The organism is Thermocatellispora tengchongensis (genome assembly GCF_014202315.1).
Lineage (GTDB): Bacteria > Actinomycetota > Actinomycetes > Streptosporangiales > Streptosporangiaceae > Thermocatellispora > Thermocatellispora tengchongensis.
In genome coordinates this window covers 403,854-425,333 of record NZ_JACHGN010000010.1, presented here as the reverse complement: position 1 = coordinate 425,333, position 21,480 = coordinate 403,854, and the positions used below count along the sequence as shown (strand labels likewise).

Genomic DNA, 21,480 nt, shown 5'->3' with positions numbered 1-21,480 from the left:
GCCGAGTGGCCGCCGCACGTCACACGTGCGGCATGACCTCCGCGGCGATCAGCTCCAGGTGATCGAGGTCGGACAGGTCGAGAATCTGCAGGTAGATCCGCTCGCAGCCGATCGCGGCGAACTCGCCGATCTTGTCCACCAGCTCCTGCGGAGTGCCGGCCAGGCCGTTGCGCCGCAGCTCCTCCGGCTCGCGCCCGATCGCCGCCGCCCGCCGGGCGAGCTCGGCCTCGTCCGTGGCGCACACCGCCACCTGGGCCGCCGAGAACCTGATCGAGGAGCGCCCCGCGGCCTCGCACGCCGCACGCACCCGCCCGTACGCGGCCTCGGTGTCGGCCACGCTGCTGAAGGGCACGTTGTACTCGTCGGCGAAGGCGGCCGCCAGCCGCGGCGTGCGCTTGGCGCCGGCGCCGCCGATGATCAGCGGCGGGCGGGGGCGCTGCACCGGCTTGGGCAGGGCCGGCGAGTCGGACAGGCCGTAGTGCGCGCCCTCGAAGTGGAACGTCTTGCCGGCCGGGGTCTGCCACAGCCCGGTGATGATCTCCAGTTGCTCCTCGAAGCGGGCGAACCGCTCCCTGACCGGCGGGAACGGGATGCCGTACGCCGTGTGCTCGGCGTCGAACCAGCCGGTGCCCAGGCCCAGCTCGACCCGGCCGCCGCTCATCTGGTCCACCTGCGCCACGCTGATCGCCAGCACCCCGGGAAGCCGGAACGTGACCGGGGTGACCAGCGTGCCGAGCCGGATCGTGCTGGTGTCCCTGGCCAGGCCGGCCAGCGTGATCCACGCGTCGGTGGAGCCGGGGCCGGGGTCCACCCCTCCCATGTGCAGGTAGTGGTCGGAGCGGAAGAACGCGTCGAAACCGAGCCGCTCGGCGGCCGAGGCGACGGCGAGAAGGTCGTCGTACGTGGCGCCCTGCTGCGGCTCGGTGAAGATCCTCAACTTCATGTCTCCAATTATCCGGGCAGATGGGACGGCATCCGCTGATTGGGCCCCCCGCCCGGCGGGTGCCTGCTAACGTCCGAATCCTCCGATGCGCTACGTGGTCGCGCGAGCACACGCCGCGACAACAGGGAGGGGCAGATGCCGGTGCCGACCGACGACTCCCGCCGCGGCGGGCTTCCGGGCACGCCGCCCAGGTTCGTCGTGGTGCTCGCCTCGGCCGGGCTCGTCGCGCTCACGGGGGCGGCGGTGTGGCTGCTGCCCGCCGAGGCCGGCCCGCCCGGCGGCCTCGCGGCCGGGTCCACGGCACCGGCCGTCGGCTCCGCCACCGAGCTGGCCGGCATGGAGCGTCAACGCCGTCTGGTGGTGCTGCCGCCCGAGCGGCGCCCCTCGGGCTACGTCACCTACGTCCACACCGCGAGCGAGCCGCGGTTCAGCCCGGCCGCGGAGATGCGCCGCACCGGCGTGCGCTGGTACGCCCTGGGCCACCTCACCGCGGGCCCCGACGGCTGCACCCCGAAGTGGGGCGGCACGACCGACCAGGGCCGCGACCCGGTGGCCAACCGGCTGGCGCGGCTGCGCGCCGCGGGCGGCGACGTCTCGCTGCTCTTCGGCGGCGGGGGCGGGCGCGAACTGGCCGAGACCTGCGCCGACACGCGCGCGCTGACCGCCGCCTACCGGCGGGTGATCGGCGCGTTCGACCCGCCGCACATCGACTTCGAGCTCGCCGCGCCGCCGGCGTCCGTCCCGCTCCCCGCGGGCAGCGGCGGCGCGGCGACCGGCCCCGGGCAGGGCGACCCGCGGCCGATGGGCACGGCCCTGCCGCTGCCGCCGCAGGGCGCGGCGGCGGCGCAACGGGAGCCGGCCTCGGCCGTACGCCGGGCGCGGGCGCTGCGGGCGCTCAAGCGGCAGGCCATGAGCGAGGGGCGCTCGCTCGACGTCGGTTTCACCGTGCCGGCGGGCGCCTCCGGGCTGGCCGAGGGCCACCGCGCGGTGCTGCGCGCCACCCGCGGGGCAGGCGGGCCGGTCGACACGGTCACGCTGCTGGTGCCGCTGCGCCGCACCCCCGACTCCAGCCAGTTGCGCCGCCTGGCCGAGTCGGTGCGCGTCTCGCGCGCCCAGATCGCCGCCGACCTGGGCCTGTCGCCGCTCGACGCGTCACGGCGGATCGCGCTCACGCCGGTGCTGGCCGGGCCGGGCGACCTGAGCCCGATGGAGGCGCGCAAGCTGTCGGCGTACGCCATGCGCAACCAGCTCGCCTGGCTTTCGCTGCGCGGCGCGCGCCCGGCCGAGGCGGTGGTGCGGACCCTCAGCTCCGCGCACCTGTAGGGGTGAGCAGGGCCACGCACTCCACATGGCTGGTCATCGGGAAGCAGTCATAGCCGCGCAGCTCCGCCAGCCCGCAACCGAGCCCGGCGAACCAGGCGACGTCGCGGGCGAGGGTGGCGGGGTCGCAGGAGACGTAGACGATCCTGGCGGCCTCCAGCGCGGCGACGCGCTCCACGACCGGGCGCCCGAGCCCGGCGCGCGGCGGGTCCACCACCACGAGGTCGGCCCGTTCGATGCCGTGCCGGTCCAGCGCGGTCTCCACCCGGCCGCGCTCGATGCGCGCCTGAGGCAGGCCGCGCAGGTTGCGCCGCGCGTCGCGTACGGCGGCGTCGTCCGACTCCACGCCCAGCACGCCGCCCTCGGGGCCCACGGCCTCGGCCAGGGCCGCGGCGAACAGCCCGGCCCCGCAGTACAGGTCCAGGGCCCACTCCCCCGGCCGCGGGGCGCCCAGCTCCAGCACCGCGTCCAGCAGGGTCTGCGCCGCGCCGGGGTGCACCTGCCAGAAGCCGCTGCCCGTCACCCGGAACGTGCGGCCGGCGACCTTCTCGTGCAGCACGCCCTCGCCCCTGACGGCCCGGGTGCGGCCCCGGCCCTCGTGCACCAGCACGTCGGCGGGCGCGCCGAGGTCGGGCATCGTCACCGTCCTGCGGCCCTTGGGGGTGACCACGACCGCGCGGTCGCCGGTGGACGAGGCGATCACCTCGACCGTCTCGGCGCCCCGCCAGTTGCGCGTCTCGGCGCCCACGGCCTCCACCTCGGGGTGGGCGATCAGGCAGGCGTCCACCGGCTCGATCTCGTGCGAGCGGTGACGGCGCAGCCCCGGCGTGCCGTCGGGGCCCACGGCGAACTGGACCCGGGTGCGCCAGCCGAGCCCGCCGGGCGCGCCGGGCACCTCCTCCACGGTGACCTCGCGCTCGATGCCCGCCAGGCGGGCGAACTGCTCCTCGATCACCCTGGCCTTGAGCCGGCGCTGGGCCTCGGGGGTCGCGTGCTGCCAGTCGCAGCCGCCGCACTTGCCCGGCCCCGCGTAGGGGCAGGGGGCCTGCACCCGGTCGGGCGACGGCCGGAGCACCTCGACGGCGTCGGCACGCAGGAACCTGGCGGTCTCCTCGGTCACCCGCACGCGTACGCGCTCGCCGGGCAGCGCATGCCGGACGAACACCACGCGGCCCTCGTGCCGGCCGACGCACCAGCCTCCGTTGGCCACCCGGTCAACCGTGATCTCCACAACGTCCCCCTCGCGATCCGCCTGCCCGGACGTGTCACCGTACCGCGTGTGGCGGGGCGCCGGTCACGGTGTGGCGCCGTCGTCCTTGCGGGCGACGCTCGCGGGACGGCGCACGCTGCTCGCGCCCCAGCGCTCCGGGCGGCCCTTGAGCCGGTCGGAGGAGTGGAGCTGCCAGGGCACGCTGGTCACCATCACGCCGGGCACGAACAGCAGCCGGCCCTTCAGCCTCAGCGCGCTCTGGTTGTGCAGCAGGTGCTCCCACCAGTGGCCGACGACGTACTCGGGGATGTAGACGGTCACGACGTCGCGGGGCGAGCGGCGGCGCAGCGTCTTGACGTACTCCAGGACCGGGCGGGTGATCTCGCGGTAGGGCGAGTCGAGCGTCTTCAGCGGCACCGGGATGCCCTTCTGCTCCCACTCCTCCTGCAAGGCACGCGCCTCCGCGCCGTCCACGCCGACCGTGACCGCCTCCAGCGTGGACGGGCGGGTGGCGCGGGCGTACGCCAGCGCGCGCAGCGTCGGCTTGTGGATCTTGGAGACCAGCACGATCGCGTGGTTGCGGGCGGGGAGCATGGTCTCGTCGGGCTCCTGCTCGGCGGCGACGGCCAGCTCGGCGGCCACGTTCTCGTAGTGGCGGTGGATGCCCTTCATCATCAGGAACAGCACCGGCATGGCGATGCACACGATCCACGCGCCCGCCGCGAACTTGGTCACCAGCACCACGACCAGCACGAGCGCGGTCATGACCGCGCCGAACCCGTTGATCATCCGCGAGCGGATCATCTGCAGCCGGGTCTTGGGGTCGGTCTCGGTGCGCAGCCGCCGGGTCCAGTGCCGCACCATGCCGGTCTGGCTGAGGGTGAAGGAGACGAACACGCCGACGATGTACAGGTTCAGCAGCCGGCTCACGTCTGCGTTGAAGCCCCACAGCAGCAGGCACGCCCCGGCGGCCAGGATCACGATGCCGTTGGAGAAGGCCAGCCGGTCGCCGCGGGTGTGCAACTGGCGGGGCAGGTAGCGGTCCTGCGCCAGGATCGAGCCGAGCACGGGGAAGCCGTTGAAGGCGGTGTTGGCGGCCAGGAACAGGATCAGCGCGGTCACCGCGGAGATCACGAAGAACAGCAGCGAGCCGTTGCCGAACACCGCGTCGGCCACCTGGGAGATGATCGGCTGCTGGTGGTAACCGGGGCCGGCGGGGCGGCCGTCGATCAGGACGTCCTCGGCGGCGACGGACGGCTCGGCCACCTTCACCCCCGAGGCCAGGCCGAGGGTGATGATGCCGCCGAACATGGTGACCGCGATCAGACCCATCATCAGCAGCGTGGTGGCGGCGTTCTTGCTCTTGGGCTTCCTGAAGGCCGGCACGCCGTTGCTGATGGCCTCGACGCCGGTCAGGGCGGCGCAGCCGGAGGAGAACGCGCGCAGCACCAGGAACGCCAGCGCGAAGGACGTCAGGTTGGTCTGCTCGGCCACGATCTCGTAGTCGGCGGTGGGGGCGCGCAGCTCGTCGCCGAGCAGGAGCAGCCGCACGGCGCCCCACAGGACCATGCCGATGACCGCGATCATGAAGCAGTAGGTCGGGATCGCGAAGGCCGCGCCCGACTCGCGCACGCCGCGCAGGTTGATCAGCGTCAGCAGCACCACGATCAGGATCGCCACGATGGGCTTGTGCTGGGCGACGAACGGGATCGTGGCGCCGACGTAGTCCACGCCGTTGGCCACCGAGACCGCGACGGTGAGCACGTAGTCCACGAGCAGCGCGCTGGCGACGGTGAGGCCGGCGTTCCTGCCCAGGTTGACGGTGGCGACCTCGTAGTCGCCGCCCCCGCTGGGGTAGGCGTGCACGTTCTGCCGGTAGGAGGCGACGACGGTGAGCATGACCACCACGACCGCCGCCGCGATCCACGGGCTGAAGTGGTAGAACGACACGCCCGCGAGCGAGAGGATGACCAGGATCTCCTGGGGCGCGTACGCGACGGAGGACAGGGCGTCGCTCGCGAAGACGGGGAGCGCGATCCGCTTCGGCAGCAGCTGCTCGTGGAGCTGCGTGCTGCGCAGCGCCCGGCCCAGTACCAGGCGTTTTGCGGAATCCGTCACTTTGGACACGTGTGATGATGGTACTCGCCCGTCGGCGAACCCGCTGCCCCGGCACTCCCCGGGAGGGCCATACTGGCAGGGTACAGATACGGTCCGCCTGTTACGGGTCCGCCTCACATCGGAGCGGCGGGGGAGAATGCATATCGTGATCATGGGGTGTGGCCGGGTCGGCTCGACCCTCGCGCACATCCTTGAGGACAACGGCCACTCTGTGGCGATCATCGATCGAGACCCCCAGGCGTTCCGCCGCCTGCGCGCCGGGTTCCGCGGCCGTCGCGTCACCGGGGTCGGCTTCGACCGCGACGTGCTGGAGGAGGCCGGGATCGCCTCCGCCGGCTCGTTCGTCGCCGTGAGCAGCGGCGACAACTCCAACATCATCTCCGCCCGGGTGGCCCGCGAGACCTTCGGCGTGGACAACGTGGTGGCCCGCATCTACGACTCCCGCCGGGCCGAGGTCTACCAGCGTCTCGGCATCCCGACCGTGGCCACCGTGCGCTGGACCGCCGACCAGATCCTGCGCCGCATCCTGCCCGAGGGCGCCGAGCCGCTGTGGCGCGACCCCACCGGCACCGTCCTGCTCGCGGAGGTCACCTGCAACCCGGCGTGGATCGGCACCCGCATCTCCGACCTGGAGGCCGGCGTCGGCGCGCGGGTGGCGTTCCTGAACCGGATGGGCGAGGCGCTGCTGCCCAAGGCCGACACGGTGGTGCAGGAGGGCGACATCCTGCACGTCATCGCGGCCGAGAACGACATGGACCGGATCAACAAGGTGCTGGCCGGCGCCCCGGAGGAGGATCACTGATGCGCGTCGCCATCGCGGGCGCGGGGGCCGTGGGCCGCTCCATCGCCGCGGAGCTGCTGGAGAACGGGCACGAGGTCCTGCTCATCGACGTGGACCCGAAGGCCATCAAGATCGACAGCGTGCCGCGCGCCGAGTGGCTGCTCGCCGACGCCTGTGAAATTTCATCCCTGGACGAGGCCGGGCTGAACAACTGCCACGTCGTCATCGCCGCCAGCGGCGACGACAAGGTCAACCTCGTGGTGTCGCTGCTGGCCAAGACCGAGTACGGCGTGCCCCGCGTGGTGGCCAGGATCAACCACCCCAAGAACGAGTGGCTGTTCAACGAGTCGTGGGGCGTCGATGTCGCGGTCTCCACGCCGCGCCTGCTGTCGGCCCTGGTCGAGGAGGCCGTCAGCGTCGGCGACCTGGTCCGGCTGATGACGTTCCGGCAGGGCCAGGCCAACCTGGTCGAGCTGACCCTGCCCGAGGACGCCCCGGTGGTCGGCCAGCGCTCCGGCTCGGTGCCCTGGCCCGAGGACACCGCGCTGGTCGCGATCCTGCGCGAGGGCCGGGTGCTGGTGCCGAGCGCCGACGACCCGCTGGAGGCCGGCGACGAGCTGCTGTTCGTCGCCAACCAGGAGGTCGAGGGCGACCTGGCCCGCCTGCTGTCGCCGCACTGACCCCGCCAACGCACCGACCCCACGGGGAGCGCACTGACCCACGCGCTGATCCCGGCCGGTGGCCCCGGCCGGGATGGGCGGATCGGCAGGGCCGACCGTCACGCCGGGGATCGGCAGGGTCAGCCGTCACGCCCCGGGATCGGCAGGACCGGCCGTCACGCCCCGGGATCGGCAGGACCGGCCGTCACGCCCCGGGATCGGCAGGACCGGCCGTCACGCCCCGGGATCGGCAGGACCGGCCGTCAGGCCGGGGAGGCTGGCTGGATGGGGGTGCGGCCGCGGGCCAGCACCCACACCATCGCGGCCAGCGCGGCCACCTGGAGCGGCCAGCCGAGCACGACCTTCGACACGCCCAGCGCGGCCACCAGCCCGAACCAGTACAGCGGGAGCTGCACGATCACGCGCAGCAGGCACGGCAGCATGAGCAGCCAGGTGAGGCGGGTGCACAGCCGCACCACGCCGGGGTCCTTGCGCCAGCCCGTCGGGTCGCCGGTGATCGAGCCGATGAGGAAGCCGATGAGCGGCCAGCGGGTCACGATCGACAGCAGCATGCCCACGGCGTACGCGGCGTTGTACAGGATGCCCGGCAGGAACACGTCGCGGGCCTCGCCGGTGCGGGAGGCGAAGAACGCGCCGATGCCGATGCCGATCAGGCTGTTGATCACGAACTGCGGGCTGGACCGCTGCACCAGCCGCACCGCGAGCAGCACCACGGCCGTGCCGATGCTGAGGATCAGCGAGAGCCGCAGGTTCTCGGAGCTGATCCAGGAGATGGTGAACACGATCGTGGGCACCGCCGCCTCGACGATGCCGCGCTTGCCCCCGAGCGCCTTGGACAACTGGGCTCGAACCGCTCCCTCGACGGTGTCGTACCCGACACCGCCGACGGCCTTCGGGTGCGCCTGCATCGCTTCGCCCTCGGCCTGCCGCTGCCCCTGGTCGCTCGTCTCGGCCGTGCTCATCGCCTCGCCTGCCACTCCATGATCATGCTCCGCTCGACGGACGCAGCTCGTATCTCGGGTTGAACATGACCTTACGGCCGTCCTGAAGGCTCACCAGGCCCTCGGCCCGGACGAGCCGGCCGGGCTCGATACCGGCGATCTTGCGCCGGCCCAGCCACACCAGGTCGATCACGTCGGAGCCGTCGTACAGCTCGGCCTCCAGCGCCGGGGCGCCGCCGCGCGGGCGCAGGGTCACCGTACGTAGCGTACCGGCCACGCAGAATCGCCGCCGCCCGCCACACGAGGCGATCGGAGTCGCGCCGTGCCGGTCGAGGTCCTCCTGGAGCTCCTCGGCCTCCAGCTCGGCCTGGCTCGTCGTAAGCCTCCGGAAGAATCCGCGGAATCCCGCCCGTTTGTGGGGCTCTGCAGAACTCACCGACCTCAACCTCTCGCACCCGGTGGGGAACCTTGATGAGCCAGACTATGCGATGTCGCGGCCCGGGACGCTCCCCGGCCGGAGACGGCGCGGAACGGCCCCGGATCAGCGGGTTTCGGTGATCTCCGGCCCCCGCTGGAACGGGTTGAGGTCGGGCGTCTTCTGCCGCGCGGCGTGCTGTTCCACGGCCTGGCGGGCCTCGGCGGGCAGTTGCAGCCGGATGGGCTCCTTGGGCGCCATGGGCTCGTCGCCGCGCACCACCACGATGTCGCGGATCAGCCCTTCCAGCGCCTCCCCGGCGGCCGGGTCGGCGGCGGCCTTGCCGCTGATGACCGCGCGCAGGAACCAGCGCGGGCCGTCAACGCCCAGGTAGCGCACCGGCTGGCGGCCCTGGCCCTCGACCGGCACCTCGCCGGCCAGCTCGACACCGAACGGGCCCTCGCGCTCGCTCACGGTGCCGTTGACGGCCCGTACGCCCTCGGCCAGCTCGGCGCGGACCTCGTCCCAGATCCCCGAACTCTTCGGAGCGGCGAACGCGTGCACCTGAAGGGCGCTGTCGCCGCCCAGGACCACGGCGCCGACGATCTGGTCGCCGGCCACGTTGACCTGGATCTCGAAGCCCTCGATGACCGGCAGGCGAAGCCCGCCGAGATCGACGCGGTCGCGATCGGGGTGCGGCTCGTCGGCGTCCCACGGCCCGGAGTCGCGCATCGGCTCGGGCGCGGCCTCCTCCACGGGGGCGGGCTCCGCCTGCCTCTCACGCGCCGCACGACGACGTCGGAACACTGTAAGTCACGCTCCTTGCTCGGTTGTGCCGGTCAGCGGCCGGTCGAGCCGAATCCGTCGGCTCCGCGCACCGATCCCGGCAACCGGTCCACCTCGTAGAATGCCGCCCGCTCCACGCGCTGGATCACGAGCTGGGCGACCCGGTCGCCGCGTCCGATGCGCACCGGCTCCTTGGTGTCGGTGTTCAGCAGCGTCACCTTGATCTCGCCCCGGTATCCGGCGTCGATGGTGCCGGGCGCGTTGACCATGGTGACGCCGTGCTCGGCGGCGAGGCCCGAGCGGGGGTGCACGAAGGCGGCGTACCCGTCGGGCAGCGCGATGGCCACCCCGGTGCCGACGACGGCCCGCTCACCGGGCATCAGCTCGATGTCCGTGGCGCAGTACAGGTCGGCGCCCGCATCCCCGGGATGCGCGTACGCCGGCACGGGCAGCCCGGCGTCCAGCCGCTGGATCAGCACCTCGACACTGCTCACTCGTCGCTCACCGCTCCTCGCTCGCTTCCTCGCCGCCGGGGACCCCGGACGCGCGGCCCCCTACCGCACTCACGGTACGCCCGCACGCGAAACCGGGTCACGCTGGGGAACACTATCGCTACCTGCGCGCGCCCCGAGCCCGCTAGCGCCTCGTGTCCCCACCTTGACCCGCCCGACAGCAGTATGAAGCCGCCCTAGCCTCCCCCGCAGGCGGTCCGGGCCCATGCTCGGGCAGGGCGTGACCTGCCCGAGCATGCGGCGGGCCTCCCCTCATCCAGAGCGCGCCTGCCCCCACCGGGGGCTCGCCTGCCCCCACCCGGGGCGGGCGGCCCCACCCGGGGCGGGCGGCCCCACGCGGGGGCTGCCCGATCGGGGATGGGCTCCCCCACCCGAGGCGGGCTCCCCCCATGCGGGGCGGGCTCCTCCATGCGGGGCGGGTGGCCCCACGCAGCGCGCACTGCCCCACGCGAGGCGGGCTGCCCGATCCGGGGTGGGCTCTCCCACGCGGGGCGGGCTCCCCCCGCGGGCGGGCGGCCCCACGCGGGGCGCACCCCACCCCGGCCGCACTGCCCCACCCGAGGCCCAGCCCGCACTACCCCACACAGCCCGCACTGCCCCACAGCGCGCACTGCCCCAGGCGACGCGGGCTGCCCAATCCGGGGTGGGCTCCCCCACGCGGGCGGGCGGCCCCATGCGGGGCGCACTGCCCCACGCGGGGCGAAAGCCCTCAACGGAGCCAACCCGGCGCTACGCTCACCCGAGGCGAAACGCCGCTCACGTCAGGCGGACCGGCACCATGCTGACCTCCGGGCCAAGCAGCAAGCCCGGCAGGTACGGCCATCGCCCGCCGCGCCTGCCGGGGGCGGTGACGGACGGGCGACGGACCGGCTTCCTGATCCGGCGGTGGGGCCGTCAGGCCGACAGCCAGCCGCGGCCCTTGCGGCGGCGGGAGGCCAGGATCGCGCGGCCCTCGCAGGTGCGCATGCGCAGCCGGAAGCCGTGGGTCTTCGCGCGGCCACGGTTGTCCGGCTGGAAAGCACGCGTGCTCACGAGTGGGCTCCAGGACCCGGCCGCGTCTCGCCGGCGCCGCGTTCGGGCCGGGCCCCCCGGGCATCGTCGGCGGCATGCAGACGCTCCGCCGACGCCGTCGCGGGCGGGTCGGACGCCGAGGGCTCCTCGACCATCACGGGCCGGTCGGATGCGCGAGGCTCCTCCCCCGCCACAAGCCGGTCGGACGCCCGAGGCTCCTACGCCCCGGTGGGCCGGTCGGATGCGCGACGCTCCTCCGCCGTCGCGGGCCGATCGGACGCCCGAGGCTCCTCCCCCGTCACGGGCCGGTCGGACGCGCGACGCTCCTCCCCCGCCACGGGCCGATCGGACGTCCGAGGCTCCTCCCCCGTCACGGGCCGGTCGGACGCGCGACGCTCCTCCCCCGTCACGGGCCGGTCGGACGCCCGAGGCTCCTCCCCGGCCACGGGCCGGTCGGATACCCGGGGTTCCTCGGCCGTGGCGGGCTCGGTGGCGGGCTCGGGCGGAGGTGTGTCGCGAGGGCCGGGTGGTCGGGTCTCGCCCGGTGGGGCGGGTGGGGGTTCGATGGCGGCGGGTTCGTGTCTCAGTTCGGGCAGGGCCCGGTACAGGACCGCGGCCACCGGGACCGCGATGGCGGCGCCGGCGATGCCGGCCAGTACGCCGCCGACGGCGAGGACCAGGATGATGGCGAGCGGGTGGAAGTGCAGGGCGCGGCCCACGATCAGGGGCTGGAGCACGTGGTTCTCCAGTTGCTGCTCCACCACCAGGATGCCGATGAACACCAGCGCGTAGATGGGCCCGCGGGCGCCGAGGGTGACCAGGGTGGCCAGGGCGCCGGCGAAGAAGATGCCGACGATGGGGATGAAGCTGGCCAGGAAGATCAGCATGGCCAGCGGCGCCCACAGCGGCACGCCCATGCCGGCCAGCACCACGCCCATGATCACGCCGTGTACGGCCGCGACGGCGACGGTGCCCTGCACGTAGTGCGAGAGCGTGCGCCAGGCGGCGCGCCCGGCCCGGTCCACGCGCGGGGCGGCGCGGCCGAAGGCGCGCAGGAACCAGTTCCAGATCCGGTCGCCGTCCTTGAGCAGGAAGAACGTCACGAACAGCAGCAGCACGATCGAGGCCAGCACCTCGACCGCGACCGTGGCGCCGGTCAGCACCGTGCCGGTGATCGCGCTGCGCTGCTCGTTGAGCTGCCGGGTGATCTCCTCCACCCAGGAGGCGAGCTGCGACTCCTGAAGGTGCAGGGGCCCGGTGATCAGCCAGTTCTGGACGTCCAGGGCCGTCTGCTCGATCTGCTCCACCAGGCGCGGGAACTCGTCGTTGGCGCGCACCCCGACGATCCAGCCGGTGCCGACGAGCACGGCGAAGGCGAACAGCATGGTGAGCCAGGTCGCCCAGATGGGCCGCATCCCGGTCGCGCGCAGCCGCCTGGTGAGCGGGAAGAGCAGCGCGGTCAGCAGCAGCGCGATCGCCACGGGCAGCATCACGAACCGCAGGGTGGCCAGCACCTGCGCGAAGTAGTAGACCACCACGCCGAGGAGTATCAGGCAGCCGCTCCATGCCGCCATCGTCGCCAGCACGGGCGGCACCAGTCGCGTGGGGCTTTGCCGGTCCGGGATCACGTGTCCAGCCTGGCACGTCAGGCCGGGAAATGCGCGCACGTTTCCCGGCGGACGCGCCGCGAGGCCCGTGGAAGGCCCCGCGGCGCGGGCGCGGGGCCTTCGCGGAGCGGGTCTGGCCGGGTCCGGCCGGGGCTACTCCTGGAGGCGGACGTCCACGGTCAGGGGGCCGTCGGAGCGCTCAAGCACGAACTCCTCGACGTTGCCCGCCGCGCACAGGTCGTCCTGGGCGGCGCGGACGGCGTCGGCCTGGGGGCCCGTGACGGTGAGCCGGGAGACCTCCGCGCGCATGGACAGCTTGGCCTCGGACTTGGCCTTGCGGACCCGGCCCAGGACCTCGGCCACGGCCGCCAGCACCTCGGGGTCGCCCGCGCCGGGCGCGGGGTCGGCGAGGAGGTCGCCCTCGTACGCCGCCGCCCCCGCCTGCGCGTCGGACGGTGACGGCCAGGGGGCGCGGTGCACCGAGGCGTCGTGCCACCAGGACCACGCCTCCTCGGTCACGAAGGGCAGGAACGGCGCGAACAGCCGCAGTTGCACGCCCAGGGCGATGCGCAGGGCCGCGTGGGCGGAGCGGGCCCCGGCGTCGGAGCCGTAGGCGCGCGACTTGACCAGCTCCAGGTAGTCGTCGCAGAACTCCCAGAAGAATCGCTCGGTGACCTCCAGCGCGCGGGTGTGGTCGTACGCCTCCAGCGCGCCGGTGGCCTCGGCCACCACGGCGCGCAGCCGCGCCAGCATCGACAGGTCGAGCGGCTCGGTGATCGCCGCGGGGTCGTCCAGGGCCCGGGGGTCCTCGCCGGCGCCGAAGGACAGGATGAACTTCGACGCGTTGAGGATCTTGATGGCCAGGCGGCGGCCGATCTTGAGCTGACCGGCGTCGAACGCGGTGTCGACGCCGAGCCGCCCGCCCGCGGCCCAGTAGCGAATCGAGTCGGAGCCGTGCTTCTCCAGCAGGTCCATGGGGGTGACCACGTTGCCCTTGGACTTGGACATCTTCTTGCGGTCGGGGTCGAGGACCCAGCCGGAGATGGCCGCGCCGGACCACGGGAGCAGCCCGTGCTCCAGGTGCGACCGCACCACCGTGGCGAACAGCCAGGTGCGGATGATCTCGTGGGACTGCGGGCGCAGGTCCATCGGGAACACCCGCCGGAACAGGTCGTCGTCGGTGCCCCACCGGGCGGCGATGTGCGGGCTGAGCGAGGAGGTGGCCCAGGTGTCCATGACGTCGGGGTCGCCGGCGAAGCCGCCGGCCTTGCCGCGCTGGTCCTCGGTGTAGCCGGGCGGCACGTCGCTGGACGGGTCGATCGGCAGGGTGTCCTCGGCGGGCGTGATCGGCCGGTCGTACATCGGCTGGGCGTTCTCGTCCAGCGGATACCAGACCGGGATCGGCACGCCGAAGAAGCGCTGGCGGGAGATCAGCCAGTCGCCGCTCAGCCCCTCGACCCAGTTCTCGTAGCGGACCCGCATGTGCGGCGGGTGCCAGGCCAGCTCGCGCCCGCGCTCCAGCATTTCGCGCCGCAGCGCCTCGTCGCGCCCGCCGTTGCGGATGTACCACTGCCGGGTGGTGACGATCTCCAGCGGCTTCTCGCCGCGCTCGTAGAACTTCACCGGGCGGGTGACCGGGCGCGGCTCGCCGTCGAGGTCGCCGGAGTCGCGCAGCATGCCGACCATGCGCTCCCTGGCGGCGTGGGTGGTGCGCCCGGCCAGCTCGGAGTAGGGGCCGGCGGGCACGCCCTGGGGCGGCTCGGGCAGCAGGCGGCCGTCCCAGCCGATCACCGGCCGGGTGGGCAGGTCGAGCTCGCGCCACCAGGTGACGTCGGTGACGTCGCCGAAGGTGCAGATCATCGCGATGCCGGAGCCCTTGTCGGGCTCGGCCAGGCGGTGGGCGAGCACCGGCACCTCGACGCCGAACACGGGCGTACGCACGGTGGTGCCGAACAGCGGCCGATAGCGCTCGTCGTCGGGGTGGGCGACCAGCGCGACGCAGGCGGGGATCAGCTCGGGCCGGGTGGTCTCGATCCAGACCCGCTCGCCGTCGCCACGGTGGAAGGCGACGCGGTGGAACGCGCCGGGCCACTCGCGGTCCTCCAGCTCGGCCTGGGCCACGGCGGTGCGGAAGGTGACGTCCCACAGCGTGGGCGCCTCGGCGACGTACGCCTCACCGCGCGCCAGGTTGCGCAGGAAACCGCGCTGGGACACCGCGCGGGCCTCGTCGCTGATGGTGGTGTAGAGCAGCGACCAGTCCACCGACAGGCCGACCCGCCGCCACACCTCCTCGAAGGCCCGCTCGTCGATCTCGGTCAGGCGGTGGCACAGCTCGACGAAGTTGCGCCTGGAGATCGGGATCTGGGTCTTGCCCGGCTTCTCGGGCGGGGTGAAGTCGGGGTCGTACGGCATCGCCGGGTCGCACCGCACGCCGAAGTGGTTCTGCACCCGCCGCTCGGTCGGCAGGCCGTTGTCGTCCCACCCCATCGGATAGAACACCGCCTTGCCGCGCATGCGCTGGAAGCGGGCGATGATGTCGGTGTGGGTGAAGGAGAAGACGTGGCCGATGTGCAGCGAGCCCGAGACGGTCGGCGGCGGCGTGTCGATGGCGTAGACCCCGGCGCGCTCGGCCGTGCGGTCGAAGGGTAGGTGCCCTCGGCCTCCCAGCGAGCTACCCATACCGCTTCAAGCCCGTCGAGAGTCGGTTTCTCGGGCAGAGCGGCATGGCGTGATCGCTGTTGAGTCATGCCTCCTTATCGTACTTGGATGACCCGCCGTGCCGCGGGGAGAGACTAGGGTCGTTACATAGCCGGAAAGGGGACATACATATGGCTGACAAGCCGGACAAACCGGACCTCGCCTGGCGGGTCATCGGCGGGCTCGTCGCGCTCGGCGTCGGCTTCGCCACCCGCAAGGCAATCGCGTTCGGCTGGCAGAAGGCCACCGGCAAGAAGCCACCGGCCGACCCCGACTCCCTCGACATCAGCCTGGGCGAGGCGCTCGGCTACGCGGTCGTGACCGCCGTGGGCATGGAGGTGGCCAGGATCATCGCCACCCGCGCCGCGGCCAAGCGCTACCGGGCCTGGGCCACCCCGAAGGAGATCGTCGAGGTGGCCGAGCCCAAGGCCTGACCCGCGCGTCCTCGTGCCCCGCCCGGCCGATGACGTGCCGTTACCCCGCCGACAGTGCCCGCACGGGCTGGAAGGCCGGTGACTCGAGGGCCCTCAGGAAGTCCCCCGCCCACCGGTCCACGTTGTACGTCGCCACGCGCCGGCGCAGCGAGCGCATCCGGCGGGCCAGCTCGTGCGGGGTGCTGCGCATCCCGGCGATCATGGCCCGCTTCAGCCCGTCGATGTCGTAGGGGTTCACCAGGAACGCCTGTCGCAGCTCGTCTGCCGCGCCGGCGAACTCGCTGAGCACCAGCGCGCCACGCAGGTCGTGGCGGCAGGCGATGTACTCCTTGGCCACCAGGTTCATCCCGTCGCGCAGCGGCGTGACCACCATGACGTCGGCCGCCAGGTACAGCGCGGCCAGCTCCTCCCGGGTGTAGGACTGGTGGAGGTACTGCACGGGCTGGTGGCCGATCAGCCCCTGCTCGCCGTTGATCCGCCCGACCGCCAGCTCGATGTCGTTGCGCAGCCGGCGGTACTCCTCCACCCGCTCCCGGCTCGGCGTGGCGATCTGCACGAAGACCGCCTCTCCGGGCCGTACGGCGCCGTCGGCCAGCAGCTCGCCGAACGCCTTCAGCCGCTGCCCGATGCCCTTGGTGTAGTCGAGCCGGTCCACACCGAGCAGCACGTACTCGGGCTCGCCCAGCTCGGCGCGGATCTCCTTGGCCCTGGCGATGATCTGCTGCTCGCGTACCAGGCTGTCCAGCTCGCCGAAGTCCACCGAGATCGGGAACGCCTCGGCCCGCACCACCCGGTCGCCCAGGTAGATCTCGTGCTTCTGGTGCTGCAGGCCGAGCAGGCGGCGCGAGAGCCGGATGAAGTTGGAGGCGCCGCCCGGACGCTGGAAACCGACGAGGTCGGCCCCGAGCAGACCCTCCAGGATCTCCCTGCGCCACGGGAGCTGGGAGAACAGCTCCGAGGGCGGGAACGGGATGTGCAGGAAGAACCCGATGCGCACATCGGGACGCATCCGGCGCAGCATCGCCGGCACGAGCTGAAGCTGGTAGTCCTGGATCCACACGATCGCGCCCTCGTCGGCCACATCGGCCGCGGCGCGGGCGAAACGCTCGTTGACGGTACGGTAGGCGTCCCAGGTGTTGCGGGAGTACACCGGGGTTGCCACGACGTCGTGATAGAGGGGCCACAGGGTGGCGTTGGAGAATCCCTCGTAGTAGCGCTCGACGTCGGAGGCGGACAACGGGACCGGCACCAGGTGCATGCCGTCGTACTCGAACGGTTCGAGCTCCTCGTCCGCCGCGCCGTGCCACCCCACCCAGGCGCCGTCACGGCGCTGCATGACCGGGGCTATCGCGGTGACGAGCCCACCGGGGCTGCGCCGCCATTCGGACTCTCCGACCCGATCTACCGGTAGCCGGTTGGCGACGATGAGAAACGAGCTGCGGCCCTGCACGCGTCCTCCAAAAGGTCGGCTTCCTTTACAACCTTACGAAAAGGACACGAGGCGCTATCGTGGGGTGCTCATGGCGATTGCCGCGCATAGGCGAGGCGTGCTCATAACCCGTGCCCGGCACGTGCGGGTCACGCCCAATTCCCCACGACCCCGTCACCGCACCTTTCTGCCGAACCCGTCCCCCGGGCAGGCGACGCCCCATGTACCCAGGAACGGGCCGCCCACACCAGGGGCCCTGGCCCCGGCGAAGTCCGCACATCGGGCAGGGGCGCTCGACGCCCCGGGCAAGGGCGTGCGCGAACGTGCTCGCGGGAGGTCAGCGGGGCAGGGCGGTGGGGGTGTCGGCGGGGGGCAGGCCGCGCTGGCGGCGCAGGTCGGCGCGTACGGCGGCGCCCAGGCGGCGGGTGGCGGCGCGGTTGAGGGCGCCGCCCGCGACGGCACCGGTGAGGAAGGGGCCGAGGGTGGTGAGGTGCCGGCCGAGCGTGCGCATCAGCCGGTTGCGCAGTGCGGCCTTGGACGCCGCGCCCAGTGCGAGGGTGACGGAACCGGGCGCGAGGGGATCGACGCCGCGCTGTTTGGACCAGGCGACCACGAACGCGTACACGCGCTGGCCGCCGGTGCCGGGGACGTGCACGCCGTAGACCTCGTGCAGCTCGGCGATGAGCTTGGTCTCGATGGCCGCGACGACCAGGGTCTCGGCGACGAGCTGCGCGGGCGCGGAAAGGAGCAGGGGCGGGGCCGCGAACTCGGCCGCCGCGAGCGCGCCGCCGATGGCGCCCACCGCCATCGTCGCCTTCGCCGCGGTGCGTACGAGGTCGTCGGCCAGGGGTTCGGCCGTCAGGCCGTGGTGGTGCTCGGAGAGCGTGGCGAGATCGCGGATCGGGATGCGAGGCGCGACCGCCATGAAGACGTCGGCGAGCCAGCGGCCACGCCCCGCCCCGGTCTGCCTCGCCTGCTTCGCGCCGCGGGCGAGCGCCTGGGTGAGGCGTCCGAGCAGCCTGCGCCGCTCGGCGCCGTCCATGTCGCCCGGCTCGGCGAGCCTGCCGACGAGCTCGGCGACCTCCTCGTCCGCGGAAACCGGGTCGTCCGCGGAAACCGGGTCGCCGGCGGAAGCCTCGGCGGCATGCGAAGAGTCGTCGGCCGCGGCGGCATGTACGGAACCGCCGGCGGCCTCGCGGTCACCGGCGGTGTCGTTCTCCGGGGCGGCCGTGCTCGCCTCGGCCGCGGCGGACGCCCCGGAGCCCCCGGGCCCGTCCGGCGCGCGGCCGGGCTCGCCGCCCGGGGGAACGCCGGTGTCGTCGTGCGGTTGCTGATCCGCTGGATGTGTCACGCTGCTGAGCCTCCTCCGATGTCCGGCAGGACGATCAGGCGGCGCACTCCCGGCAGATCTGCTGGCCGTTCTTCTCCGAGGCGAGCTGGCTGCGGTGGTGCACCAGGAAGCACCGCGAGCAGGTGAACTCGTCGGCCTGGCGCGGGATGACCCGCAGCGAGAGCTCCTCGTTGGACAGGTCGGCACCGGGCAGCTCGTGCGACTCGGCGAGATCGGTCTCGTCAAGGTCGATGATGCCCGAGGACTTGTCCGTGCGGCGCGCCTGCAGCTCCTGCAGGCTGTCCTCGCTCAGGTCGTCGTCGGTCTTGCGTGGGCTGTCGTAGTCGGTAGCCATTGGCGTACTCCATCCCCCTCGTCTATCTGACTGCGCTCCGTCGCGCGCGTATAACGTCGGAGAGGCTCATCTTGTGCCCGAAAGGTCCGAGAGATTTGTGCATCGGTACCCCCTCGGGCGGCGGCTGAACCTCCCCTCCACGGGTGTGCGCAGCCGCCAATGGGCGTAGTTAGCCAAATCTGGCGAAAACCACAGCATTGGCGTCATGCAGCACCGCGTTCGACGGCACATCCAACCACATGTACGGCGCGTAGGAGACTCCCCCCGCCGGATCAACGTCCTGGGGGCGTTCTTCCGGGGCCGGCACCGGCTCCGGGGAGCCTGACCGTGACCACCAGTCCGCCGCCCTCTCGGGGCACCGCGGTCACGTTCCCGCCGTGCGCCTGCACCACCGCGCGCACGATCGACAGTCCCAATCCAGCTCCCTTGGCCGAATCGACCCGGTCGGCGTTGAGCCGCCGGAACGGCTCGAAGAGGCTGCCCACCTCGTACGCCGGCACGTGTGGTCCCGTGTTGGCGACCTGAACAACCAGGGCGCCGTTCAGCATTCCCGTGCGTACCCAGATTCTTCCCGCTTCAGGCACGTTGTACTTGATCGCGTTCTCGACCAGGTTCGCCACGCTGCGTTCCAACAGCACGGGGTCGCCGGTCGTGGGGGCGGAGCCGAGGTCGCTGGTGATGGTCACCCCGGCCTCCTCCGCCTTCGGCGCGAGCTGCTCCAGCGCCGTCTGCGCGACGTCCTTGACGTCCACGGGCTGGCGCACGCTCAGCTCGCGCTCGCTGCGGGCGAGCAGGAGCAGGCCCTCGATGAGCCGCTCGTTGCGGGCGTTGACCTCAAGGAGCGTACGTCCCAGCGCCTTGAGGTCCTCCGACGCCTCCGGGTCGGACAGCGCGATCTCCAGCACCGTCCTGTTGATGGTCAGCGGAGTGCGCAGCTCGTGGGAGGCGTTGGCCACGAACCGCCGCTGCGTATGGAAGGCGACGTTGAGCCGGGTCAGCATCGCGTCGAAGGTGTCGGCCAGCTCCTTGAGCTCGTCGTTGGGCCCGTGCAGGTCGATGCGCTGGTGCGCCAGGGTGCTCTCGGACAGCTTCTTGGCCGTGGAGGTCATCTGGGTGACCGGCCGCAGCGCGCGGTCGGCCACGAAGTAGCCGATGATCACCGCCAGCAGCCCGACGCCGACGAGCGCGAGCAGCGAGCGGGAGAGCATGTGGTCGCGGGCGACCACGATGGCGCCGTCGCGGTGACCGGCCCACCACGCGACGATCTCTTCGGCCTGCCTCGGATCGAACACCTCCAGGTTGACCGGGATCTCGGGCCACGCCATGTCGATCGCCCAGCCCACGATCCAGTACATGACCAGCAGCAGCAACGCGCCGGCGGAGAAGAACATCGCGCCGTAGGCGATGGTCATCCGCCAGCGGATGCTGAGCCGGGTGGGCAGGTCCTTGATCGTCTCCAGCAGGCTGCGGTCGATCGGCTGGGCGACGAGCGGCGGAGGGCCGTCCCACGCGGGAGGGCCGGTGGGCGGAGGCGGGCCCTTGCGCGGCGGCGCGCCCGCGTCCAGGTGTTCGGTGCGAGGGCCGCCCTCGGAGTGCGGGCGGATCATGGGGTGGGTCGGCTGGGTCAGCCGGGGCGAGGCGTGCGGTGATCCCGGCGCGGGCCCTGACGCCGGGCCCTGCGGCGGGCTGAAGGACGGGCGCGCCGCGTCGCGGCCGGAGCCCGGTCCCTCGCCGCGCCCGCCCGGTCCGCCCGGCGGCCCTCCCAGGTTCGGCTCGCGCGCGTCGCTCACAGCTTGTAACCCACCCCTGGGACGGTCTCGATCACCTGCGGCTCGCCCAGCTTCTTGCGCAGGGTCATCATCGTCACCCGCACCACGTTGGTGAAGGGGTCGATGTTCTCATCCCACGCCTTGTCCAGCAGGTCCTCCTGGCTGACCACGGCGCCCTCGGCGCGCAGCAGCTCCTCCAGGACCGCGAACTCCTTCTTGGTCAGCGAGATCTCCTGGCCGTCCCTGGTCACCAGGCGCTTGCCCGGGTCCAGGCGCACGCCGCGGCGCTCCAGCACCGGCGGCAGCGCGGGGGCCGAGCGCCGCCCGAGCGCCCGCACCCTGGCCACCAGCTCCACGAACACGAACGGCTTGGCCAGGTAGTCGTCGGCGCCCAGGCCCAGGCCCTCGACCTTGTCGTCCACGTCGCCGGAGGCGGTGAGCATCAGGATGCGCGAGGCGGTGCGCTCGGCGACCAGCCGCCGGCACACCTCGTCGCCGTGGACCTTCGGCAGGTCGCGGTCCAGCACGATCACGTCGTAGTCGATGTAGCTGGTCCGTTCCAGCGCACCGGCGCCGTCGTAGGCCACGTCCACGGCCATGGCCTCGCGCCGCAGCCCGGTCGCGATCGCATCAGCGAGCACCCGCTCGTCCTCTACCACAAGCACCCGCATCGGCCTCTGGCACCTCCTAGGAAACGTCCCCCGCCGTGGCGCGCCGGAACGGCTCCTCATTTTCACCACAGCGTGCGTAAGCGCAGGGTAAGCGCTTTGTCCACCATAGGCGGCCACGTGACGCACGGCACATCGAAGACATTCGGCACTTCGGGTTTGAAGCAGGGACGCACGTGGGTACTGCGTGTGCCATACCCCGGTGCCGCCGCCTCGGCGTCACCCCCTTCGCCCCCGAAAGAAGGTGAGATGGGCGAGTTCACGACCACGATCGAACACCGGCTCGACCAGGCCTACAGGGGCCTCCAGGAGGCCCGGTCCGACGGCGACGACTTCCTCGCCGACACTCTCGCCGCTGAGATCGAGGACCTGCGCCGCATAGCGGTCGACAACGGCGTCTCCCTCCAGCGCTGAGCCCAGGACGCGGGAAGGCCCGCCCGGCGGATCGCCGGGCGGGCCTTTCGCACGCCCTGG

19 protein-coding genes and 1 pseudogene are annotated in these 21,480 nt (G+C 72.7%); 5 read left to right on the top strand and 15 right to left on the bottom strand.

Annotation, left to right across the window (positions count from 1 at the left end; all coding sequences use genetic code 11):
• Window positions 1-19 precede the first annotated feature (19 nt).
• Window positions 20-943, bottom strand: a complete 924-nt coding sequence (locus HNP84_RS24970) for an LLM class F420-dependent oxidoreductase (RefSeq protein ID WP_185052294.1) — start codon at window positions 941-943, stop codon at window positions 20-22.
• Window positions 944-1,078: 135 nt separating this feature from the next.
• Here HNP84_RS24970 and HNP84_RS24965 point away from each other — a divergent pair, with 135 nt between their 5' ends.
• The gene (locus HNP84_RS24965; RefSeq protein WP_185052293.1) at window positions 1,079-2,266 is read left to right on the top strand and encodes a glycoside hydrolase family 18 protein; all 1,188 of its coding nucleotides are present in this window, start codon (window positions 1,079-1,081) and stop codon (window positions 2,264-2,266) included.
• Here the strand turns inward: HNP84_RS24965 and HNP84_RS24960 are convergent.
• Window positions 2,247-3,494 (bottom strand): class I SAM-dependent RNA methyltransferase, encoded by a 1,248-nt coding sequence (locus tag HNP84_RS24960; protein ID WP_185052292.1) that lies wholly within the window; start codon window positions 3,492-3,494, stop codon window positions 2,247-2,249. The genes HNP84_RS24965 and HNP84_RS24960 overlap by 20 nt on opposite strands.
• Window positions 3,495-3,557: 63 nt before the next feature.
• On the bottom strand, window positions 3,558-5,600 hold the full coding sequence (locus HNP84_RS24955) for an APC family permease (protein WP_185052291.1): 2,043 nt from the start codon (window positions 5,598-5,600) through the stop codon (window positions 3,558-3,560).
• Between the two features lie 127 nt (window positions 5,601-5,727).
• On the opposite strand from HNP84_RS24955, the gene HNP84_RS24950 reads away from it, so the two are divergent.
• On the top strand, window positions 5,728-6,393 hold the full coding sequence (locus HNP84_RS24950; RefSeq protein WP_185052290.1) for a potassium channel family protein: 666 nt from the start codon (window positions 5,728-5,730) through the stop codon (window positions 6,391-6,393).
• The gene (locus HNP84_RS24945) at window positions 6,393-7,052 is read left to right on the top strand and encodes a potassium channel family protein (RefSeq protein WP_185052289.1); all 660 of its coding nucleotides are present in this window, start codon (window positions 6,393-6,395) and stop codon (window positions 7,050-7,052) included. Before HNP84_RS24950 ends, HNP84_RS24945 begins: the two co-directional genes overlap by 1 nt.
• Window positions 7,053-7,294: 242 nt before the next feature.
• On the opposite strand, the gene HNP84_RS24940 is transcribed toward HNP84_RS24945, so the two are convergent.
• The 7 genes and pseudogenes from HNP84_RS24940 to valS form a co-directional block, all read right to left on the bottom strand.
• Window positions 7,295-7,960 carry a DUF3159 domain-containing protein gene (locus tag HNP84_RS24940; protein WP_185052343.1) on the bottom strand — a complete coding sequence of 222 codons (666 nt, stop codon included), beginning with the start codon at window positions 7,958-7,960 and terminating at the stop codon, window positions 7,295-7,297.
• Between the two features lie 76 nt (window positions 7,961-8,036).
• Window positions 8,037-8,429 carry an OB-fold nucleic acid binding domain-containing protein gene (locus HNP84_RS24935; RefSeq protein WP_185052288.1) on the bottom strand — a complete coding sequence of 131 codons (393 nt, stop codon included), beginning with the start codon at window positions 8,427-8,429 and terminating at the stop codon, window positions 8,037-8,039.
• Between the two features lie 105 nt (window positions 8,430-8,534).
• Complete coding sequence (locus HNP84_RS24930; protein ID WP_312925650.1) at window positions 8,535-9,215, bottom strand: DUF3710 domain-containing protein; 681 nt, start codon at window positions 9,213-9,215, stop codon at window positions 8,535-8,537.
• A 32-nt stretch (window positions 9,216-9,247) separates the two neighbouring features.
• On the bottom strand, window positions 9,248-9,688 hold the full coding sequence (gene dut, locus HNP84_RS24925) for a dUTP diphosphatase (protein WP_185052287.1): 441 nt from the start codon (window positions 9,686-9,688) through the stop codon (window positions 9,248-9,250).
• Between the two features lie 912 nt (window positions 9,689-10,600).
• Window positions 10,601-10,738 (bottom strand): 50S ribosomal protein L34, encoded by a 138-nt coding sequence (rpmH, locus tag HNP84_RS24920; protein WP_185052286.1) that lies wholly within the window; start codon window positions 10,736-10,738, stop codon window positions 10,601-10,603.
• A gap of 197 nt (window positions 10,739-10,935) precedes the next feature.
• A complete protein-coding gene (locus HNP84_RS24915; protein ID WP_312925649.1) occupies window positions 10,936-12,303 on the bottom strand; it encodes an AI-2E family transporter in 1,368 nt (455 codons plus the stop codon).
• A gap of 174 nt (window positions 12,304-12,477) precedes the next feature.
• Window positions 12,478-15,071 (bottom strand): annotated as a pseudogene (valS, locus tag HNP84_RS24910) (valine--tRNA ligase).
• Between the two features lie 81 nt (window positions 15,072-15,152).
• On the opposite strand from valS, the gene HNP84_RS24905 reads away from it, so the two are divergent.
• Complete coding sequence (locus tag HNP84_RS24905; RefSeq protein ID WP_185052284.1) at window positions 15,153-15,455, top strand: DUF4235 domain-containing protein; 303 nt, start codon at window positions 15,153-15,155, stop codon at window positions 15,453-15,455.
• A gap of 40 nt (window positions 15,456-15,495) precedes the next feature.
• Here the strand turns inward: HNP84_RS24905 and HNP84_RS24900 are convergent, their stop codons facing one another.
• The 5 genes from HNP84_RS24900 to HNP84_RS24880 form a co-directional block, all read right to left on the bottom strand.
• Window positions 15,496-16,905: an alpha,alpha-trehalose-phosphate synthase (UDP-forming) gene (locus tag HNP84_RS24900; RefSeq protein ID WP_185052283.1), complete on the bottom strand. Its 1,410-nt coding sequence runs from the start codon at window positions 16,903-16,905 to the stop codon at window positions 15,496-15,498.
• Window positions 16,906-17,221: 316 nt separating this feature from the next.
• Window positions 17,222-18,235, bottom strand: coding sequence for a hypothetical protein (locus tag HNP84_RS24895; RefSeq protein ID WP_312925647.1), 1,014 nt, complete (start codon window positions 18,233-18,235; stop codon window positions 17,222-17,224).
• Between the two features lie 34 nt (window positions 18,236-18,269).
• Window positions 18,270-18,569 (bottom strand): DUF4193 domain-containing protein, encoded by a 300-nt coding sequence (locus HNP84_RS24890; RefSeq protein ID WP_185052282.1) that lies wholly within the window; start codon window positions 18,567-18,569, stop codon window positions 18,270-18,272.
• 272 nt (window positions 18,570-18,841) lie between these two features.
• On the bottom strand, window positions 18,842-20,359 hold the full coding sequence (locus HNP84_RS24885) for a sensor histidine kinase (RefSeq protein ID WP_312925646.1): 1,518 nt from the start codon (window positions 20,357-20,359) through the stop codon (window positions 18,842-18,844).
• Window positions 20,356-21,009 carry a response regulator transcription factor gene (locus tag HNP84_RS24880; protein ID WP_185052281.1) on the bottom strand — a complete coding sequence of 218 codons (654 nt, stop codon included), beginning with the start codon at window positions 21,007-21,009 and terminating at the stop codon, window positions 20,356-20,358. The genes HNP84_RS24885 and HNP84_RS24880 overlap by 4 nt, the downstream gene beginning before the upstream one ends.
• A gap of 246 nt (window positions 21,010-21,255) precedes the next feature.
• Between HNP84_RS24880 and HNP84_RS24875 the strand changes: the two genes are divergently transcribed.
• Window positions 21,256-21,420, top strand: coding sequence for a hypothetical protein (locus tag HNP84_RS24875; protein ID WP_185052280.1), 165 nt, complete (start codon window positions 21,256-21,258; stop codon window positions 21,418-21,420).
• The last annotated feature ends 60 nt before the right edge of the window (window positions 21,421-21,480 follow it).